Raw genomic sequence first — 17,145 nt, 5'->3', positions numbered from 1 at the left:
CTCAGAAGCCGAGCATCGTCGCGATCTCGTCCGCGGCCAGCGTCGGGGCGAGCTCGCCGCCCGCGACCGCGGTCTCGAGCGCGGGCACCCGTTCGGCGAGCCGCGGATCGTCGGCGAGGCGTTCGCGGAAGCGGGCCTCGACCATCGTCCACATCCAGCGCACCTGCTGGCCCTCGCGGCGCTTCGCGAGTTCGCCGGCCTTCGCGCGCAGGTCGCGGCAGGCGACCACGCGGGCCCAAAGCGCGTCGAGGCCCTGGTCCTCGCGGCCGGAGACGGTGAGCACTTCCGGCGTCCAGGCGCCGCCCTGAGCGTTCAGGATGCGCAGCGCAGCCGTGTAATCGGCGGCGGCGGCCTTCGCAGGGCCGGCGCCAGCGCCGTCCGCCTTGTTGACGGCGATGATATCGGCGATCTCCAGCACGCCCTTCTTTATGCCCTGAAGTTCGTCGCCGGCGCCGGGCAGCATCAGCACCAGGAAGACGTCCGTCATATCGGCGACGGTCGTCTCCGACTGGCCGATCCCGACCGTCTCGACCAGGATCACGTCGAAGCCCGCGGCCTCCATCAGCAGCATGCTTTCCCGCGTCTTGGCCGCGACGCCGCCGAGCGTCCCCGCCGAGGGGGACGGACGCACATAGGCGGCCCGGTCCATGGCGAGCCGCTGCATCCGTGTCTTGTCGCCGAGGATCGACCCGCCGGTGCGCGTCGAGGACGGGTCGACCGCCAGCACGCCCACCTTGTGGCCCGAGGCGGTGAGCCGGCTTCCGAGCGTGTCGATGGTCGTCGACTTGCCGACGCCGGGCACGCCCGTGACGCCGACCCGGATGGCCTTGCCGGTGTCCGGCAGCAGTTCCTGCACCAGCGCGCGCGCCGCGGCCTGATGATCGGGACGGCGCGATTCCGCAAACGTGATCGCCCGGGCGAGGGCGGCGCGGTCGCCGGCGCGGATGCGGGCCGCGAAAGCGGGAACGTCAGCGATCTGAAGGGGTGAGGAGGGCGGCACGAGGATCCTTGGAGGCGTGGGACGAAGCGGGGTGGACGCTAACAGCCCGTCCCCCCGCCTGCGACCGGGCGAAAAGTCGTGCCGAAGTCCGAAATCGTCGTGGCGGGCGTGAACTGTCATCGGCCCGTCGGCGTTCACCTATCAAATCAATGTTTCAAACCATTTCGGCGGCGGAGATACCCTGATGAACGCGGATCGGATCGAAGGTCACGGGAAGCAGATCAAGGGCAAGCTGATGCAGCTTTGGGCCGGCTTGACGGGCGATGCGGCGCTCTCGCGCCGCGGCCACGCCATTGAGCTCGTCGGCTCCGCGCAGGCCGGTTTCGGCCGCGCGATGGGCATGGCCCGCGCTCATCTCGGCTTCCGTCGCCGCCTCGGCGTGTAACAGCACGCCTAGGCCACGTCAGGCGTCGAGCACCGCTTTCGCCACGAGCAGCGCGTCGCGGTTTTCGCGAATGTCGTGGACACGGAACAGCGTCGCGCCCGCGGCCCAGCCAAGCACCGAGGTCGCGACCGTGCCGTGGACGCGTTCCTCCGGCGTGCGCTGGATGATGTGGCCGATCAGGGATTTCCGCGAGGTTCCGAGCAGCACTGCGAAGCCCATCCTGGCGAGCGCGCCGACCTGCTGAATGGCGATCAGATTCTGCGTGACGGTCTTGCCGAAGCCGACGCCGGGGTCGAGGGCGATGGCGTGGTCAGGGACGCCGGCCCTGAGCGCGATCTCGATCGAACGCCCGAGAAAACCCTTCATGTCCTCGACGATGTCGAGCGCGGGATCAACCTCGGTACGGTGATGCATCACCACCACGGGCGCGCCGTGCTCCGCCGCGACCCGCGCGATGTCGGGATCGCGCTGCAGCCCCCAGACGTCGTTGAGGATGTCGGCTCCGGCCTCGAGCGCCGCGGCCGCGACCGACGCCTTCATCGTGTCGATCGAGATCGGCAGATCGAGCGCTTCACGCACGGCGCGGATCGCCGGGACCACGCGGCGGATCTCTTCTTCGGCGTCCACCGGCTGATAGCCCGGCCGGGTCGATTCGCCGCCGATGTCGACGATGTCGGCGCCGTCGCCGGCCATCCTGGCGGCGTGCGCGACCGCGCCTTCAACCGCCGCGAAGCGTCCCCCGTCGGAGAATGAATCCGGAGTGACGTTCAGGATGCCCATCACCCGTGGACCGCCGGCGCGATCGAACAGGCGGGCCGCCGCGAACGGCGCTCGTGAGAGGGTCATGGACGGAAGCCTCCAAAGGGCGGAACGGACCATGTCTAGGACGCGCGCCCCCGATTCTGAAGCGCTGCTCGGTCAGTAGGTCATCACGGGCGGCAGTGCCTTCGCCTGCTCGATCCATTTCGCGACGACCTTTTCGGACGGGGCGAGCCGCACAAGGCTGCGCTGGGCGTTGGCGTGGCGAATGGCCTTCGAAAGGTTCCCGAGGTTGCGATTTCTCAGGTCCTTCACCGTGTCGACGCCGACGGCGGCCAGCAGATCCGCGTATTCGCCGCCGACGCCCCTGAGCCGCATGAGGTCCGCCCTGTTGGCGAAGCTCAGGATCAGGCTCGCGGGAATGCCCGTGGCGGCGGCGAGCGTCTTCCGGCCTTTGGGATCCTTGGCCCGGTCAAGCAAGGTCGCGGAGGTTCGCACCCCGGCCTTCTTGAGTCGCTCCGCGCTCTCGGGGCCGACGCCCTCGATCTGCAGAATAGGATAGGGCATGGACCCTCCGCGCGTCGTTCGGCGCCGGTCGACAGGCTTGTTCCAAGCTACGCGGGGAACGCCACTCAACGCAGGACCAAACGCCAGCGACGGGCTTCCGAGGCCCTAGATGAAGGCCTCGAGGCCGGGGATAGAGCCGACGATGCGGCCGACAGTCTCCTCGCCGGCCTTTTCGCGGGCGTGGGCGAGCAACTCCTTGGTCACGACCTGGACCTCCGAGCCGGAAAGTCCGACCGCGGTGAGGGCGTGGTACGCGGCCATCGCGCCGAAGCCGGCGAAGCCCTCGGGCTCGCCGTTCTCGGCCTTGGCGTCGGACAGAGCCTGTCGCGAACCGGGCAGCGCGTCCATCAGATCGCCGACGGCGTCCGCGGGCGCCTCCTTGTCGAGGAACACGAGGATGGCCTTCACGGCCGCCGTCGCCGTCGCGGCGTCGATGTGGGCCGCCGTCGACAGCCGGGTCACGAGTTCGTCCATGGGGCCCCGCGAGGATGTGTTTTTGTCGGCGGGATAGAGACCACCTGTCGGTAGCGATGACAAGCGGACCTATCGACGGAGGCCGCCCTTGGTGGCGCCGCGCCGCCATGGCACCTTCCGCCCGATGCGCCGGCCGAACCGGCGAGAAGGAGTGTGACGCGATGCTTGACGAGGGCAAGATCTTCATCGGCGCGAGTTTTGACGCCAACCACAAGCGGGTGAAGGCGGAAAGCCTCGAGCTGAAGCTCGCGAACCGCCACGGCCTCGTCACCGGCGCGACGGGCACCGGCAAGACGGTCACGCTGCAGGCTCTGGCCGAAGGCTTTTCGGCCGCGGGCGTGCCGGTCTTCGCCTCCGACATCAAAGGCGACCTGTCGGGCGTCGCGGCCAAAGGCGAGCCGAAGGACTTCCTCCTCAAGCGCGCCCAGGAAGTCGGGCTGGAGCCCTACGTCAACGACCAGTTCCCGGTGGTGTTCTGGGATCTGTTCGGCGCGCAGGGGCACCCGATCCGCGCCACCGTCTCGGAGATGGGGCCGTTGCTGCTGGCGCGGCTGATGAATCTCAACGACACCCAGGAAGGCGTGCTCAACATCGTCTTCCGGGTGGCGGACGAACAGGGCCTCCTGCTCCTCGACCTGAAAGACCTGCAGGCGCTGCTGTCGCACGTGGCTGAAAACGCGGCGACGCTCACGACCAAGTACGGCAACGTCGCCAAGGCGACGGTCGGCGCGGTGCAGCGTCAGTTGCTGGTGCTCGAGACGCAGGGCGGCGACGCCTTCTTCGGCGAGCCCGCGCTGGAGCTGGGCGATCTCATGCGCACCAGCCACGACGGCCGGGGCGTCATCAACATTCTCGCCGCCGACAAGCTGATGTCGAGCCCGCGGCTCTACGCGACCTTTCTGCTGTGGCTCCTTTCGGAGCTGTTCGAGCAGATGCCGGAGGTCGGCGACGTCGAAAAGCCGAAGCTCGTGTTCTTCTTCGACGAGGCGCACCTGCTGTTCGACGAGGCGCCGAAGGTGCTGATCGAGAAGGTCGAGCAGGTCGTCCGCCTCATCCGCTCCAAGGGCGTCGGCGTCTACTTCGTGACGCAGAACCCCATCGACGTTCCGGAGGAGGTGGCGGGCCAGCTCGGCAACCGCGTCCAGCACGCGCTCCGCGCCTTCACGCCTCGCGAGCAGAAGGCGGTGAAGGCGGCGGCCGAGACGTTCCGTCCGAACCCGGAGCTGAAGACGGCCCAGGTCATCACCGAGCTTGGCGTGGGCGAAGCTCTGGTCTCGATGCTCGAGGGGAAGGGCGTCCCGTCGATCGTGCAAAGGACCTTGATCCGCCCGCCGGCGGCCCGCATCGGGCCGGTGACGGCGGAGGAGCGGCGCGGCCTGATCCAGAACTCTCCGCTCGCCGGCAAGTACGACACGGCGGTCGACCGCGAGTCGGCCTATGAGATGCTGGCGAAGAAGGCGCAGGAGACGGTCGCCGCCGACCAGGTGGCGGTTGAGGCCGATGCGGGCGGCATTGGCGGCATCTTCAAGAGCATCTTCGGAACGGGCGGCGGGACGCGCAAGACGCTGTCGCCGGGGCAGTCGATCGCCCGCGACGTGACGCGCACCATCGTCAACCAGACCGCCGGCAACATCGCGGCTCAGATCGGCAAGTCGGTGGCGGGCTCGGTCGGAAGCTCCGTCGGCCGCGCGGTCGTGCGCGGCGTGCTGGGCAGCCTGCTGCGGCGATGAGTTGAAAGACCGGCGCCTGCGTGCGATCTACACAGAGGTGCGAGGAGTGTAGACGCCATGGCTTTTCATGTCAGGGATCCCGAGACCGACCGGGTGGTGCGCAAACTGGCCGCCGCCAACGGGACGAGTTTGACGGAAACGATCCGACAGGCTTGCGAAAAAGCGCTCGCCGAAGCGTCAGCAAGCGCCGAGAGAGAGCGGCGATTGACGGCAATCGCAGCGATCCAGCAGCGGGTGGCGGCCTATCCGGACAATCCGAGCGTCGTCCTCGACAAGACGTTTTGGGATTCGCTGAACGATGAGTGAGGGCGTCTTCGTCGACGCATCCGCGCTTACGGCCATCCTGTTGCGGGAGCCCGAAGCCAACGACCTGAGTTCGCGACTCGTAGGGAGCCAGCGGCGCTTAACGTCGGCGATCGCGCTCTACGAGACGGCTCTGGCTGTCGCCTCGCGCAAACGCGTTGCGGTGACTGAAAGCCGAAGCTACGCGTTGGACCTCGTGCATGAGACGGCGATCGATGTAATCGACGTGACCGCCGAGGTCGGCCGGCTCGCGATTGACGCGCATCTTCGCTACGGCAAGGGCACGGGCCACCCGGCGCAACTCAACATGGGCGACTGCTTCGCCTACGCCTGCGCCAAGGCGCATGGCGTCGGCCTGCTCTACAAGGGCGACGACTTCGCCCATACCGACCTCGCCTGACCGGCGCCTCGCGCCGAAGCTGAAGGATATCGCATGTCCGATCTCGACCGCGCCCTCGCGGCGGCCGACGACAGCCTGGAGAAAAGCCTCGAACGGCTGTTCGGGCTGCTCCGCATCCCGTCGATTTCGACCGATCCCGCCTACAAGAACGGATGCCGCGAGACCGCGGATTGGTTGAAGCGCGAGCTTGCGACGCTCGGATTCGAAGCCGCGTTGCGCGAGACGCCGGGCCACCCCGTGGTGCTCGCGAAGCAGCCGAAGGCGGGCGCGCCGCACGTGCTGTTCTACGGCCACTACGACGTGCAGCCGGTCGATCCGATCGAGAAGTGGGAGACGCCGCCGTTCGAGCCGCGGATCGCGACGACGAAGGAGGGCAAGAAGGTCATCGTCGCCCGCGGGTCGAGCGACGACAAGGGTCAGGTCATGACCTTCGTCGAGGCCTGCCGCGCCTGGAAGGCCGCGACCGGCGAACTGCCTGTCGGCGTCACCATCCTGCTCGAAGGCGAGGAGGAATGCGGGTCGATCAATCTCCCAGGCTTCCTCGACGAGGCGAAGGAGGAGTTGGCCGCAGACGTCGCGCTGGTCTGCGACACCACCATGTGGGGGGAGGGCGCGCCCGCCATCACCTCCTCGCTGCGCGGCCTGGTCTACGAGGAGATCACCGTCCGCGCCGCCGACCGCGACCTGCACTCCGGCATGTACGGCGGCGCCGCGCGGAACCCCCTTCACGTGTTGTCGAAGATCGTCGCCGATCTCCACGACGCCGACGGCCGCGTGACCTTGCCCGGGTTCTACGACGGCGTGCCCGTGGTGCCGGACACCCTGCGCGAGGAGTGGCGCGCCCTCGGTCTCGACGCCGCAAAGTTCCTTGGACCCATCGGGCTGTCGATTCCTGCGGGCGAAAGCGACCGCATGGTGATCGAGCAGATCCAGTCCCGTCCGACGTGCGACGTGAACGGCATGTGGGGCGGCTACACGGGAGCCGGCGCGAAGACGGTCATCGCCTCCGAGGCGCGCGCCAAGGTGTCGTTCCGCCTTGTCGGCGACCAGGACCCCTCGAAGGTGAAGCAGGCCTTCCGCGCCTTCGTGCGGGAGCGGTTGCCGGCCGATTGCTCGGTGGAGTTCGAAGGCCACAAGGGGTCGAAGGCGATCCAGCTTCCCTTCGACAGTCCGTCGCTCGCCAAGGCCCGCGCGGCGCTCGCCGACGAGTGGGGCGTCGCGCCGGTGACCATCGGGTCGGGCGGATCGATTCCGGTGGTGGGCGACTTCAAACGCACGCTCGGCCTCGACACCCTCCTGATCGGGTTCGCCCTCGACGACGACCGCATCCACTCGCCGAACGAGAAGTACGACCTCGAAAGTTTTCGCAAGGGCGTGCGCTCGTGGATCCGGATACTGGCCGCGCTCGCAGGTTGAGGCGATCTGGGCGTCTGAGTCTTTTGGATCACAGGAAGCTGTCTCCGAATACCGCCTAACAGGTTCGTGACCCCGACGGGGTCGCGATTTCTGAACGTTCGTTCATACTGCAGTTGCGAAAAGGACATGCGTCGGCGCGCCGTGCGGGCCGCCCGAAGCATGCGTTTCGGAGCAAACGGATATGAACGGACATCGCCTCGCCGGGCTCGCGCTCGGCGTCATCGCCGGGCTGTTCGCCCCGCGAGCGAGCTTCGCCGACGACCTGCGCACCAACCAGTCACTGGTCGAGGCCGGGATCTTCCTCGGCCATGCGGAGACCGAGGCGGCCTTCACCCGTCTCGACGCCGATCGGAAGGAGCAGACCGCCGTGCTCCCGGCGGTCAAGACCTTCGTGGACGTCGGCGCCGCCTCCTATGGCCAGGCGGAGCAGGGCGCTCGCATGGGCTACGGCGGATCGTCCTCTCAACTGCGGCTCGGCCTCGACCGGGAAATCTCGAACGGCGTCGTGGTCGGCGTCATGGCCGGCGGCGGCGCCGGCGACGTCTCGTCCGGCGACCTCAGCGGCGGCACTCTCTCCCAGCATGTCGACGTCTACGGACGTGTGAAGCGGGGCTCGTTGTTCGCAAAGCTTCTGTTCGGCGGATCGATCGTCGGCTTTCGCGCGATCGACCGCGGACCCGACGAGTCCCGCACCTTCGGCCGTTCGGTGAGCCGAAACGTCCGGAGCGCCGCTCAGGTCGGCGGCGACGTCTCGGTGCGAGGCGTCAAGGTCTCGCCCACGCTCGGGGTGGCGCTCTACGCCAACGCTCTCTCAGGTTACCGCGAAAGCGGGGGAGACAACGCCTTCTCCTACAAGTCGCGGCATGCGCAGGCCGCCATCGGCTCGTTCCGGCTGAAGGCCACGCGCGCGTTCCGGATCGACCGGTCGCACAAAGTGGAGTTGCAAGCCTTCGTCGGTGCGGACGAGATGCTCGGCTTCAGCACGGACGCGCTGCGCGCGACATCGCGGTCGACAGGAGCCGTCCGGCAGTCGTGGAAGGGCCACCCCACCGGCCGCGGGGTCGTCGGAGGGGTAGGTCTCGGCACGGCGCTCGCGAAGGGCGTCGAGATGAGCCTCAGCTACGACTACGGCGCGCGCGACGGGTTTGCGACGCATGCCGGCAGGGCGCGTCTCGGCATCTCATTCTGATCACCTGGCCAACAGGCCCGAGAGATCTGCGATCCGACGCGCGGGCGGAAAGTCGGCGTATTCGTCGGGCGCTTCCGTGCGGTTGACCCAGACGGCGCGAAACCCGAACGCCGCGGCGCCTGCGACGTCCCAGCGGTTCGACGACTGGAATGAAATCTCGTGCGGCGCGACGGCGAACCGCTCCTGGGCCAGACGATAGGCGCGAGGGTCGGTCTTGTAGGTCATCAGCCCGTCGACCGAGAGCGTCGCGTCGAGCAGATCGGCCAGCCCAGCCGCCGCAACGGCGGAGGTCAGCATGTCGGGCGAGCCATTGGACAGGATCGCCGTCTTGGCGCCTTGCGCCTTCAGCTTGCGCAGGACGTCCTTCGCCTCGGGATAGGTCGACAGTTCGAGGTAGGCGGCGAGCAGCGCCCGTCGCGCCTCGGCCGACAGTCCGCCGATCCGCGCCCCCGCGACGTCGAGCGCGGCCTCCGTCAGACTCCAGAAGTCCCGGTAGGCGCCCATCAACGCGTAGACCCAGGCGTACTCGAGCTGCTTCGTTCGCCAGAGATCCGACAGGCGCTGCGCGTCGGGGCCGATGAGCTCGCGATGCCGCATCGTGGCCGAATGCACGTCGAACAGCGTCCCATACGCGTCGAACACGTAGACCGGAAAGTCGCGAGGCTCTGAAGCGCCGATCATGCCGTCCTCCATTGCGGCTTCATATGCGAGTGCTGCGGCGCAGCGTATCATCCGATTGTCCATCATGGCGCGGAGGCGGCGCTATGGCACGGTCCGGCCGTCCCCCTAAGTTGAGACAGGCATGACGAACCAAACGACCGAGGCCGCGATGACGCGCGTCGCCACATCTTTCGCCGCAGACTTCGCGACTGCGACCGAAGACGACTGGCGCGCGGCGGCCGAGGCGGCCCTGAAGGGGCGCCCGCTCGAGTCCGTGATCCGCCACCGCACGATGGACGGCGTGGCCGTCGCGGCCATTCGACCCCGAAGCGCGCCGTCTCCGATCCCCGGCCGTGCGCCGGGCTCGCGCTGGATCGCTCTCAGCCGCATCGACATCGCCGACCCTGCGGCCGCGAACGAGCAGGCGCTCGAGGACCTGAACAACGGCGCGTCCGGGCTGGCGCTCGCCTTCCTGACGCCGGGCGACGGCCATGGCGTCGCGGCGGATACGCTGGATCGGCTCGACCAGGCGCTCGACGGCGTGTTGCTGGACCTGGCGCCGCTCTATCTCGAGGTGGTGCCCTTCGAGGGGCGCGCCGCCGCCGCGCTCGTCGCGGCGCTGATCGAACGGCGCGGAATCGCTCCGTCCGACACCTACATCTGTTTCGGCCTCGACCTGCTGCGCGATCTCGCGCGAACGGGCACGCTGCCGCGCTCCTGGAGCGACATGGGCGGCAGAGCGGCCGGCGTCGTCCAAGGTCTGAGGGCGCGGGGCTTTACGGGGCCGGTGTTTTCGATCGACGCCCGCGTCTCCCATGGCGCCGGCGCGACCGACGTGCAGGAGCTTGCGGGGGCGATAGCCTCCGCCACCGAACATGTGCGCGCGTTGGTCGCCAACGGCGTCGACCTCGAAACCGCGGCGGACGCCATGTCCTTCGCGTTCTCCTGCGACGCCGACCAGTTCGCCACCATCGCGAAGCTCCGCGCCGCGCGCCTCCTCTGGGCCGCCTGGCGGAGGGAGAGCGGTCTTCCCGAACGGACTGTGCACATCCATGCCGAGACGTCGCGGCGCATGATGAGCGAGCGCGCGGCGCACACGAACCTCGTCCGCACCACCATCGCGGCCTTCGCCGCAGGCGTCGGCGGGGCGGACTCGATCACGGTGCGACCCTTCACCGACGCTCTCGGAGCCGCGGACGCCGACGCGCGTCGATTGGCGCGAAACGCCCAAGCGATCATTCTGGAGGAGAGCAACGCGCACCGCGTCGCGGATCCCGCTGCGGGCGCGGGCGCGATCGACGGCCTGACCGACGCTCTCGCCGAGACCGCCTGGATGCTGTTCCAGCAGATCGAACGCGACGGCGGCCTGCTTCAGGCGCTGACGTCCGGCTCCTGGCAGGCCCGGATCGCGGACGCCCGCGCCCGCCGCCGCTCCGCCGCCGCAACCCGACGCAGCCCGGTGGTCGGCGTCAGCGAGTTCCCGGAGGCCGGCGAAACGCTTCACGTTCCGCCATCGCCTCCCCACGTGTCGCGGCTGCCGCAGGTGGTTCCGATCGCAGGCGAGATCGGCGAGGACGTCGCCGGCTTCGACGCTCTTGTCGCGGCCTTCCTGAACGGGTCTTCGTTCGCCGACGTCCGCGCGGCGTCCGCGTCGAATCCCAGCGTCTCAGCGACCCCGCTCGACCTCGAGCGCGTCGCGGCGCCGTTCGAGCGCCTGCGCGCCACCAACGAGGCCGCGACGCCGCGCCCGGCGGTTTATCTCGCGCTCGTCGGCCCCATCGCCAGACATTCCGCGCGGGCGGGCTTCGTCCGCAACCTCCTGGTCGCGGGCGGCCTCACGGCGATCGACGGTCCTGCCGGCGCGACGACCGAAGCGAACGTCGCGGCCTGGACGGAGAGCGGCGCGACGCTCGCGATCGTCTGCGGCGCAGACGACGGCTACGCCGAGACCGGACCGGACCTCGTCGCGGCGCTCGCTGCGGCCGGGGCCACCGTCTGGCTCGCCGGTCGCCCCAAGGAGGGGGCCGAGGCTCTTTCCTCGGCGGGCGTCAGCCGTTTCGTCGCGGCGGGCGACGACGCCCTTGCCGTTCTTCATGACGCGACGACGCTTGCATCCGCTCAAAACGCGCCGGCCCTGGGAGGCGTCTCGTGACCGCTCGTCTGCCGGACTTCGCCGCGATTGATTGGCGCCGCCCCGAGACCTCGGCGCCTTCCGCTGTCGCCGCGCCCTGGACCACGCCGGAAGGGATCGTCGTGCCGCCGGTCTATGGGGCGAGCGATCTGGAGGGACTTGAGGGCCTCGACACGTGGCCGGGCCTGCCGCCGTTCATCCGCGGCCCCTATCCGACGATGTACGCGTCCCAGCCCTGGACGATCCGCCAGTACGCCGGCTTCTCCACCGCCGAGGATTCGAACGCGTTCTACCGCGCGAACCTCGCCGCCGGTCAGACCGGCGTGTCCGTCGCGTTCGATCTCGCGACCCACCGCGGCTACGACAGCGACCACCCCCGCGTCGCCGGCGACGTGGGCATGGCTGGCGTCGCGATCGACTCGATCTACGACATGCGGACGTTGTTCGACCGCATCCCGCTCGACAAGATGACCGTCTCGATGACGATGAACGGCGCGGTGCTGCCCGTGCTGGCGCTCTTCATCGTCGCGGGCGAAGAGCAGGGCGTGCCGCAGGAGAAGCTGGCCGGGACCATTCAGAACGACATTCTGAAGGAGTTCATGGTCCGCAACACCTACATCTATCCGCCGGCGCCCTCGATGCGGATCGTCGCCGACATCTTCGCGCACACCTCGCAGCGCATGCCGAAGTTCAATTCGATCTCGATCTCCGGCTACCATATGCAGGAGGCCGGAGCGACGGCCGACCTCGAGCTGGCCTACACCCTGGCCGACGGCGCGGAGTACGTGAAGGCGGGCCTGTCGGCCGGCCTCGACGTGGATCGCTTCGCGCCCCGCCTGTCGTTCTTCTGGGCGATCGGCATGAACGTCTTCATGGAGATCGCCAAGATGCGGGCCGCGCGCCTGATCTGGACGAAACTCATGACGGATCTCGGCGCCAAGAACCCCAAGTCTCTTCCCCTGCGCACCCACAGCCAGACCAGCGGCTGGTCGCTCACCGCGCAGGACGTCTACAACAACGTCATCCGCACCACGCTGGAGGCGATCGCGGCGACGCAAGGGGGAACCCAGTCGCTGCACACCAACTCCTTCGACGAAGCCTTGGCGCTGCCGACCGACTTCTCCGCCCGCATCGCGCGCAACACGCAGCTCGTGCTGCAGATGGAAAGCGGCACGACGCGCTTCATCGATCCCTGGGGCGGCTCGGCCTACGTCGAGAAGCTGACCCATGACCTCGCGACGAAGGCGCTCGCTCACATCGCGGAGATCGACCGGCTCGGCGGCATGGCCAAGGCGATCGAGGCCGGCGTGCCGAAGCTTCGGATCGAGGAGGCGGCCGCGACCACGCAGGCGCGCATCGACTCGGGGGACCAGACCGTCGTCGGCGTCAACGCGTACAAGGTCTTGAAGAACGAGACGCTCGACGTCCGCCAGATCAAGAACGCCGAGGTGCGCGCCGCACAGTTCGCCAAGCTTGAGCGGCTCCGCGCCGAGCGCGATCCGCAACGCGTGGAGGCGGCGCTCACCGCGCTCGAGAACGGCGCGCGCGGCGACGGCAATCTGCTGGCCCTGTCGATCGAGGCGGCCCGCGCGATGGCCACCGTCGGCGAGATCACCACTGCGATGGAGAACGTGTTCGGCCGCCATCGCGCCGAGATCAAGTCGATCTCCGGCGTCTACAAGCGGGAGGCCCGCAACATGGGCGCGATTGAAGAGGTGCAGAAGCTTGTCGCCGCCTTCGAGCGGGCGGACGGCCGTCGGCCGCGTATCCTCGTCGCGAAGGTCGGGCAGGACGGCCACGACCGCGGCCAGAAGATCATCGCCTCGGCCTTCGCGGATCTCGGCTTCGACGTCGACATCGGCCCGCTGTTCGCGACCCCGGAGGAGGCCGCCCGGCAGGCGATCGAGAACGACGTCCACATCGTCGGCATCTCGTCGATGACGGCGGGCCACCTGACGCTGGTTCCGGCGCTGCGCGACGCGCTGAAGAACGAAGGCCGCGAGGACATCATGATCGTGGTCGGCGGCGTCATCCCGCCGGTCGACTATCCCGCCCTGCGCGAGGGCGGCGCCTCCGCGATCTTCCCGCCCGGCACGGTCGTGGCGGACGCCGCGCGTGGGCTGATCGACCAGCTCAACGAACGCCTCGGCTACGCCGGCGCGCAGGCGGCGGAATGATGGGCGAGGGGCGGCCGCGGCGGCGCGCCCCTCGCCCGTTTCAGAGCTTGGCCTTCAGCGCGTCGAGGCCGCTGGAGTAGATGCCGTCGATGGCCTTCTTGGCGTCGGCTTCGCTCGCGCCTTTCGGCGTGAAGGTCGACGTCCAGAGCACCGTCGAGCCCTTCTTGCCGTCGGCCTTCACCGTGAACGTCGACGTGTAGTCGGCGACGGGCAGCGGGCTCTCCACGATCGCGTAGCTGTAGCTGCGCGTCTTGGCGCTCCAGGACAGACGTTTCTCCACGATCGTCCCGCCGCCTTTCAACGACAGCGTGCGGGTCTTCCCGCCGTCGGCGAGGACGCATTTTTCAATCGCGGGGTGGAACGTGCCGATGCCGCAGAAGTCTGGCGAGGCCGTGGTCCAGACCTTCTTCGCGGGGGCGGCGATGTCGATGCTGCGGGTGACCTCGGCGGCGTTGGCGGAACCGTAGGCCAAAGCTGCGGCGACGCCTGCGCCAAAGAGAGTAGCGGTGCGCATGAGACGTTTCTCCAGCGCCGGCGTTCGATGCGCCGGCTGTCGTTGGGATGCGCCCGGCGTTCGCCGGGCGATTCACCCTACGTCAAATCACAATTTCTGGATGGTGCGTCTTTCGCCGAACGACCGACGCTTAGGGCCGAGCGAGGATCGTCGTCTTGCTTGGGGTCTTGGGCTGGACGACCGGCGCGCCGGGCATGGCGGGGCCGCCCACGCGCTCGACCTTCGCGGCGGCCTCGACGCGATCGGCGACGCGTTTCGCGGGGTTCGCCGTCGCGACCGGGGTCGCCTCCTCGAGGCGGTCCCCGATGAACGAGAGCATCGGCGCCAGCTCGGACGACCAGAGCTTCCAGTTATGCTGGCCCGGAACCACGTGATAGGTCACCGGAATCTTGGCCGTGGCGAGCGCCCGGTCGAAGGCGTTGTTGCCGGCCAGCAGGATTTTGATGTCGTCGTCGCCGACGCTCATGTAGAGCGCGGGCGCATCGGCGGCTGCGGCGTCGGTCGAGAGGCTCCGCCACGGGCTTGCGGCGTTGAACGCCTTGGGATCGAAGCTCGCGCCGAAGGCGCGGCCGAACAGCCCGAGCTGAAACGCCGGGAAGTCGCTCGCCGATTTCACGTCCGGGAACAGCGCGCCGGAGAGGCTGCCGGCGGCGACGAAGCGGTCGGGCTCCAGCAACGCGAAGCGCAGCGCTCCGTAGCCGCCCATGGAGTAGCCTGCGATCGCGCGGCCTTCGCGCGAAACGATGGTCCGGTACTTGGCGTCGACGCCGTCGATGAGGTCGTCGAGCAGAGCCGTTTGCCAGCGTCCGGTGACGTCGTTGTCGACGTACCAGCCCTTCTTTCCCGACGGCGTGACGATGATCGAGGGCGGCAGCTTGGCGGTGGCGATCAATTCGTCGGCGACATCCTGCAGGTCGCCGTCGTCAAAAAAGGAGCGTTCGTCGCCGCCGAAACCGTGCAGAAGGTAAACAACAGGGTAACGTCGGGTTTCTCCGGAGTAGCCTGCGGGCAGGTAGACCGAGTAGCGCACGGGCTGGCCGAGAGCCGCGCTCGGCATCTCGAGGCCTCGCTCGACGATCGATCCGTCGGCGTGAAGCGCGCCGCTGCTCCCGAGCCCGAGCGCAAGGATCGTGAAAGCGAGCAGGCGCTTGATCATCCGGGTCTCTCTGGCGGGTGTGGAATTACCTCTCGCCATGACGCATAGCAAAAGCGCCGGACCGCGCGCAACCCATCGAACTCCGGATGTGAGCGAACGAAAAAGGGCGGCCCGAAGGCCGCCCCGCATGTCGTTTGTCCGGCTCACTTCGCCTCGGAGTAGAGCTTCTCGACGTACTCCCAGTTCACCAGGTTCTCGATGAACGCCTTGAGGTAGTCGGGACGGCGGTTGCGGTAGTCGATGTAGTAGGAGTGCTCCCACACGTCGACGCCGAGCAGCGGGACCGCGCCGTGGATCAGTGGGTTCTCGCCGTTCGGGGTCTTCATGATCTCGAGCTTGCCGCCCTTCAGCGCCAGCCACGCCCAGCCGGAGCCGAACTGGCCCTTGCCGGCGTCCTGGAAGTCGGTCTTGAACTTCTCGACGCCGCCGAGGTCCTCGGTGATCTGCTTCTCGAGCGCGCCGGGGATCGCTCCGCCGCCGTTCGGCTTCATCCACTGCCAGAAATGGACGTGGTTGTAATGCTGGGCGGCGTTGTTGAAGAGCGGGGCGTTCTTGCCGTGGCTCTGCTTCACCACCTCCTCGAGGGTCGCGCCTTCGAGGCCGGAGCCTTCGAGCAGCTTGTTGCCCGTCTCGACATAGGCGTTGTGGTGCTTGTCGTGATGAAACTCCAAGGTTTCCTTGGACATGTAGGGCTGCAGCGCGTCGTAGGCGTAGGGCAGCTCGGGCAGCTTGAACGACATCGAGCAATCTCCAGGATGAAAGGTCTCTGGGCTCTCGCGTCCGGCCGCGACGACGGCGTTCGCGGGAGCGTGCCGGCGGTACATAGGCGGCGGCTCCGGCGCCGGCAACGTGGAACGCCGATTTCCGATGTAAAATGCGGTTAGGTCCTGCATTTTACCTCGCGATAACCATGGCGGCCTGAGAGTCGCGAGAGAATCAATCGGAGGACGGAGGTCCCGCGCATGTCCGTCGTTCTCTATGTTTTCGGAGCCGCTCTGCTGGTGTGGAGCGCCTTCCTCATGCTGACCGGCGGCATGGTGGCGACCCTCGACATCGCCGCCGGCCTTGCGGGTTCCGGCGTGTTCGCGCTGGGCCTCGGGGCGGTCGTGGCCGCTCTCGAACGGCTGACGCGGGCGGTCTCCACGACGGCCCAGCTGCGCGCCCTTCCGGGCGTCGTGCAGGCCGCGGCGCACCATGAGGAGCCGCCGGCGGACGCGCCGCGCGCTCCCGAACCGCGCCCGTTCACGCCGCCGCCCTCGCGCCCTGTGGTGAAGGCTCAGAAGCCGCGGCGCGAACCGACGCTGGAGAAGACGCCCGCCGCCCGGTCCCCCGAAGTTGCGCCGCCGGTCGTGGTGGCGCCGATCCTTGGCGGCGGCCTTTCCCGGACCGCGTGGGACGAGGAGCCCACGGCGCCGGCGCCCGAGCGGAACGAGCCGCCCGCAGAGGTCCTCGAGCCGGCTGGGTCGGACCTCGCCGCGGCGCCCGAACCCGAACCCCAGTCGGCGCCGATCGCCGAACAGGCGCCGGAGCCGGTCAAGAAGGAGGCGCGCGTTCCGGAGTGGCTGGCCCGGGCCCGCGCCCGGCGCGAGGCCAAGACGGTCGAGGACGGCGGAGCCTCGTCCTCGGCGCCCGATCTGGGCGCGCCGGTCGCGCCGATCGCCGTGGCGGCCGCCGCCGTGGCCGTGGTCGACACGGCGGAGGCGTTCGAGCCGTCGCCGGAGCCCCATTCTTTTGCGGAAGACGTTGTCGACGAGCCCGCGCCCCCGGCGCCCGAGGAGGCTGAGCCGGCGGCATATGATCCCTCGGAGGTCGTCGTCCGGGAGGGCGAGCACAACGGCGTCATGTACCGCTTCTTCGAGGACGGCTCGATCGAGGCCCAGACGGACCACGGCGCCCGCCGCTTCGCCTCGATCGAAGATCTGCGCACCACCATCCTGGCCGCGCGGGGTCGCCTCGACGACGAGCTCGATGGCGCGAGGGACGTCGATGTGACGGACCCTGTCGCCAACGAGGACGTCTCCGAGCCCGTGGAGCCTGCCGCCGCAGAGGCCGCTGAGACCGACCCGCTACCGGAACCGAAGATCGAGAGCGAGGCCGGCGAGACGCCTGAGGCCGCCGCCGAGACCCCGCCAGCGCCGGAACCCGAAGACCCATTCGAGGCGGCGCTCGCCGCGCTCGAGGGTGGCCCGCGCGATACGGCGCGGTCGCTGCGCGGCGACCGCGCCACGTGAGGCCAAAACGCCGAAGGGACGAGCGTGGTGACGCCGTCCCTTCGGGCCTTCCG

At 68.8% G+C, this 17,145-nt stretch carries 17 protein-coding genes; 8 read left to right on the top strand and 9 right to left on the bottom strand.

What is annotated here, in order from left to right; all coding sequences use genetic code 11:
* Window position 1: 1 nt before the first annotated feature.
* The 5 genes from meaB to JOD31_RS04310 all read right to left on the bottom strand — a co-directional run bounded on the left by meaB (window position 2) and on the right by JOD31_RS04310 (window position 3,185).
* Window positions 2-1,000 carry a methylmalonyl Co-A mutase-associated GTPase MeaB gene (gene meaB, locus JOD31_RS04330; RefSeq protein WP_204949047.1) on the bottom strand — a complete coding sequence of 333 codons (999 nt, stop codon included), beginning with the start codon at window positions 998-1,000 and terminating at the stop codon, window positions 2-4.
* Window positions 1,001-1,154: 154 nt separating this feature from the next.
* Window positions 1,155-1,391, bottom strand: a complete 237-nt coding sequence (locus JOD31_RS04325) for a hypothetical protein (protein WP_204949046.1) — start codon at window positions 1,389-1,391, stop codon at window positions 1,155-1,157.
* A 12-nt stretch (window positions 1,392-1,403) separates the two neighbouring features.
* Window positions 1,404-2,231, bottom strand: a complete 828-nt coding sequence (gene folP, locus JOD31_RS04320) for a dihydropteroate synthase (RefSeq protein WP_204949045.1) — start codon at window positions 2,229-2,231, stop codon at window positions 1,404-1,406.
* Between the two features lie 72 nt (window positions 2,232-2,303).
* Window positions 2,304-2,711 (bottom strand): DUF4332 domain-containing protein, encoded by a 408-nt coding sequence (locus JOD31_RS04315; RefSeq protein WP_204949044.1) that lies wholly within the window; start codon window positions 2,709-2,711, stop codon window positions 2,304-2,306.
* 105 nt (window positions 2,712-2,816) lie between these two features.
* On the bottom strand, window positions 2,817-3,185 hold the full coding sequence (locus JOD31_RS04310) for a hypothetical protein (protein WP_204949043.1): 369 nt from the start codon (window positions 3,183-3,185) through the stop codon (window positions 2,817-2,819).
* Between the two features lie 161 nt (window positions 3,186-3,346).
* Here JOD31_RS04310 and JOD31_RS04305 point away from each other — a divergent pair, with 161 nt between their 5' ends.
* The 5 genes from JOD31_RS04305 to JOD31_RS04285 all read left to right on the top strand — a co-directional run bounded on the left by JOD31_RS04305 (window position 3,347) and on the right by JOD31_RS04285 (window position 8,223).
* Window positions 3,347-4,915, top strand: a complete 1,569-nt coding sequence (locus JOD31_RS04305; protein WP_204949042.1) for a helicase HerA-like C-terminal domain-containing protein — start codon at window positions 3,347-3,349, stop codon at window positions 4,913-4,915.
* A 57-nt stretch (window positions 4,916-4,972) separates the two neighbouring features.
* Window positions 4,973-5,221: a type II toxin-antitoxin system VapB family antitoxin gene (locus JOD31_RS04300; protein WP_204949041.1), complete on the top strand. Its 249-nt coding sequence runs from the start codon at window positions 4,973-4,975 to the stop codon at window positions 5,219-5,221.
* The gene (locus tag JOD31_RS04295) at window positions 5,214-5,618 is read left to right on the top strand and encodes a type II toxin-antitoxin system VapC family toxin (protein WP_204949040.1); all 405 of its coding nucleotides are present in this window, start codon (window positions 5,214-5,216) and stop codon (window positions 5,616-5,618) included. Before JOD31_RS04300 ends, JOD31_RS04295 begins: the two co-directional genes overlap by 8 nt.
* A gap of 33 nt (window positions 5,619-5,651) precedes the next feature.
* Complete coding sequence (locus tag JOD31_RS04290) at window positions 5,652-7,034, top strand: M20/M25/M40 family metallo-hydrolase (RefSeq protein WP_204949039.1); 1,383 nt, start codon at window positions 5,652-5,654, stop codon at window positions 7,032-7,034.
* Between the two features lie 181 nt (window positions 7,035-7,215).
* The gene (locus JOD31_RS04285) at window positions 7,216-8,223 is read left to right on the top strand and encodes an autotransporter domain-containing protein (protein ID WP_204949038.1); all 1,008 of its coding nucleotides are present in this window, start codon (window positions 7,216-7,218) and stop codon (window positions 8,221-8,223) included.
* Here JOD31_RS04285 and JOD31_RS04280 read toward each other — a convergent pair whose 3' ends face one another.
* Entirely contained in the window at window positions 8,224-8,904 is a 681-nt protein-coding gene (locus JOD31_RS04280) for a haloacid dehalogenase type II (RefSeq protein ID WP_204949037.1), read from the bottom strand.
* Window positions 8,905-9,025: 121 nt separating this feature from the next.
* On the opposite strand from JOD31_RS04280, the gene JOD31_RS04275 reads away from it, so the two are divergent.
* Window positions 9,026-11,035 carry a methylmalonyl-CoA mutase family protein gene (locus JOD31_RS04275; protein WP_204949036.1) on the top strand — a complete coding sequence of 670 codons (2,010 nt, stop codon included), beginning with the start codon at window positions 9,026-9,028 and terminating at the stop codon, window positions 11,033-11,035.
* Entirely contained in the window at window positions 11,032-13,191 is a 2,160-nt protein-coding gene (gene scpA / locus JOD31_RS04270) for a methylmalonyl-CoA mutase (RefSeq protein ID WP_204949035.1), read from the top strand. Before JOD31_RS04275 ends, scpA begins: the two co-directional genes overlap by 4 nt.
* Window positions 13,192-13,231: 40 nt before the next feature.
* Here scpA and JOD31_RS04265 read toward each other — a convergent pair whose 3' ends face one another.
* From JOD31_RS04265 to JOD31_RS04255, 3 genes are all read right to left on the bottom strand, one after another.
* Window positions 13,232-13,705, bottom strand: coding sequence for an SRPBCC family protein (locus tag JOD31_RS04265; RefSeq protein ID WP_204949034.1), 474 nt, complete (start codon window positions 13,703-13,705; stop codon window positions 13,232-13,234).
* Window positions 13,706-13,835: 130 nt separating this feature from the next.
* A complete protein-coding gene (locus JOD31_RS04260) occupies window positions 13,836-14,861 on the bottom strand; it encodes an alpha/beta hydrolase (protein ID WP_204949033.1) in 1,026 nt (341 codons plus the stop codon).
* Between the two features lie 143 nt (window positions 14,862-15,004).
* Window positions 15,005-15,601: a superoxide dismutase gene (locus tag JOD31_RS04255; RefSeq protein WP_024816247.1), complete on the bottom strand. Its 597-nt coding sequence runs from the start codon at window positions 15,599-15,601 to the stop codon at window positions 15,005-15,007.
* Between the two features lie 222 nt (window positions 15,602-15,823).
* On the opposite strand from JOD31_RS04255, the gene JOD31_RS04250 reads away from it, so the two are divergent.
* Complete coding sequence (locus JOD31_RS04250; protein ID WP_204949032.1) at window positions 15,824-17,092, top strand: hypothetical protein; 1,269 nt, start codon at window positions 15,824-15,826, stop codon at window positions 17,090-17,092.
* The last annotated feature ends 53 nt before the right edge of the window (window positions 17,093-17,145 follow it).

Origin of the sequence: Methylopila capsulata, from assembly GCF_016907975.1 — a bacterium.
GTDB lineage: Bacteria > Pseudomonadota > Alphaproteobacteria > Rhizobiales > Methylopilaceae > Methylopila > Methylopila capsulata.
Note: the sequence above shows the minus strand (reverse complement) of the source record. Positions and strands in the feature narration are given on the sequence as shown.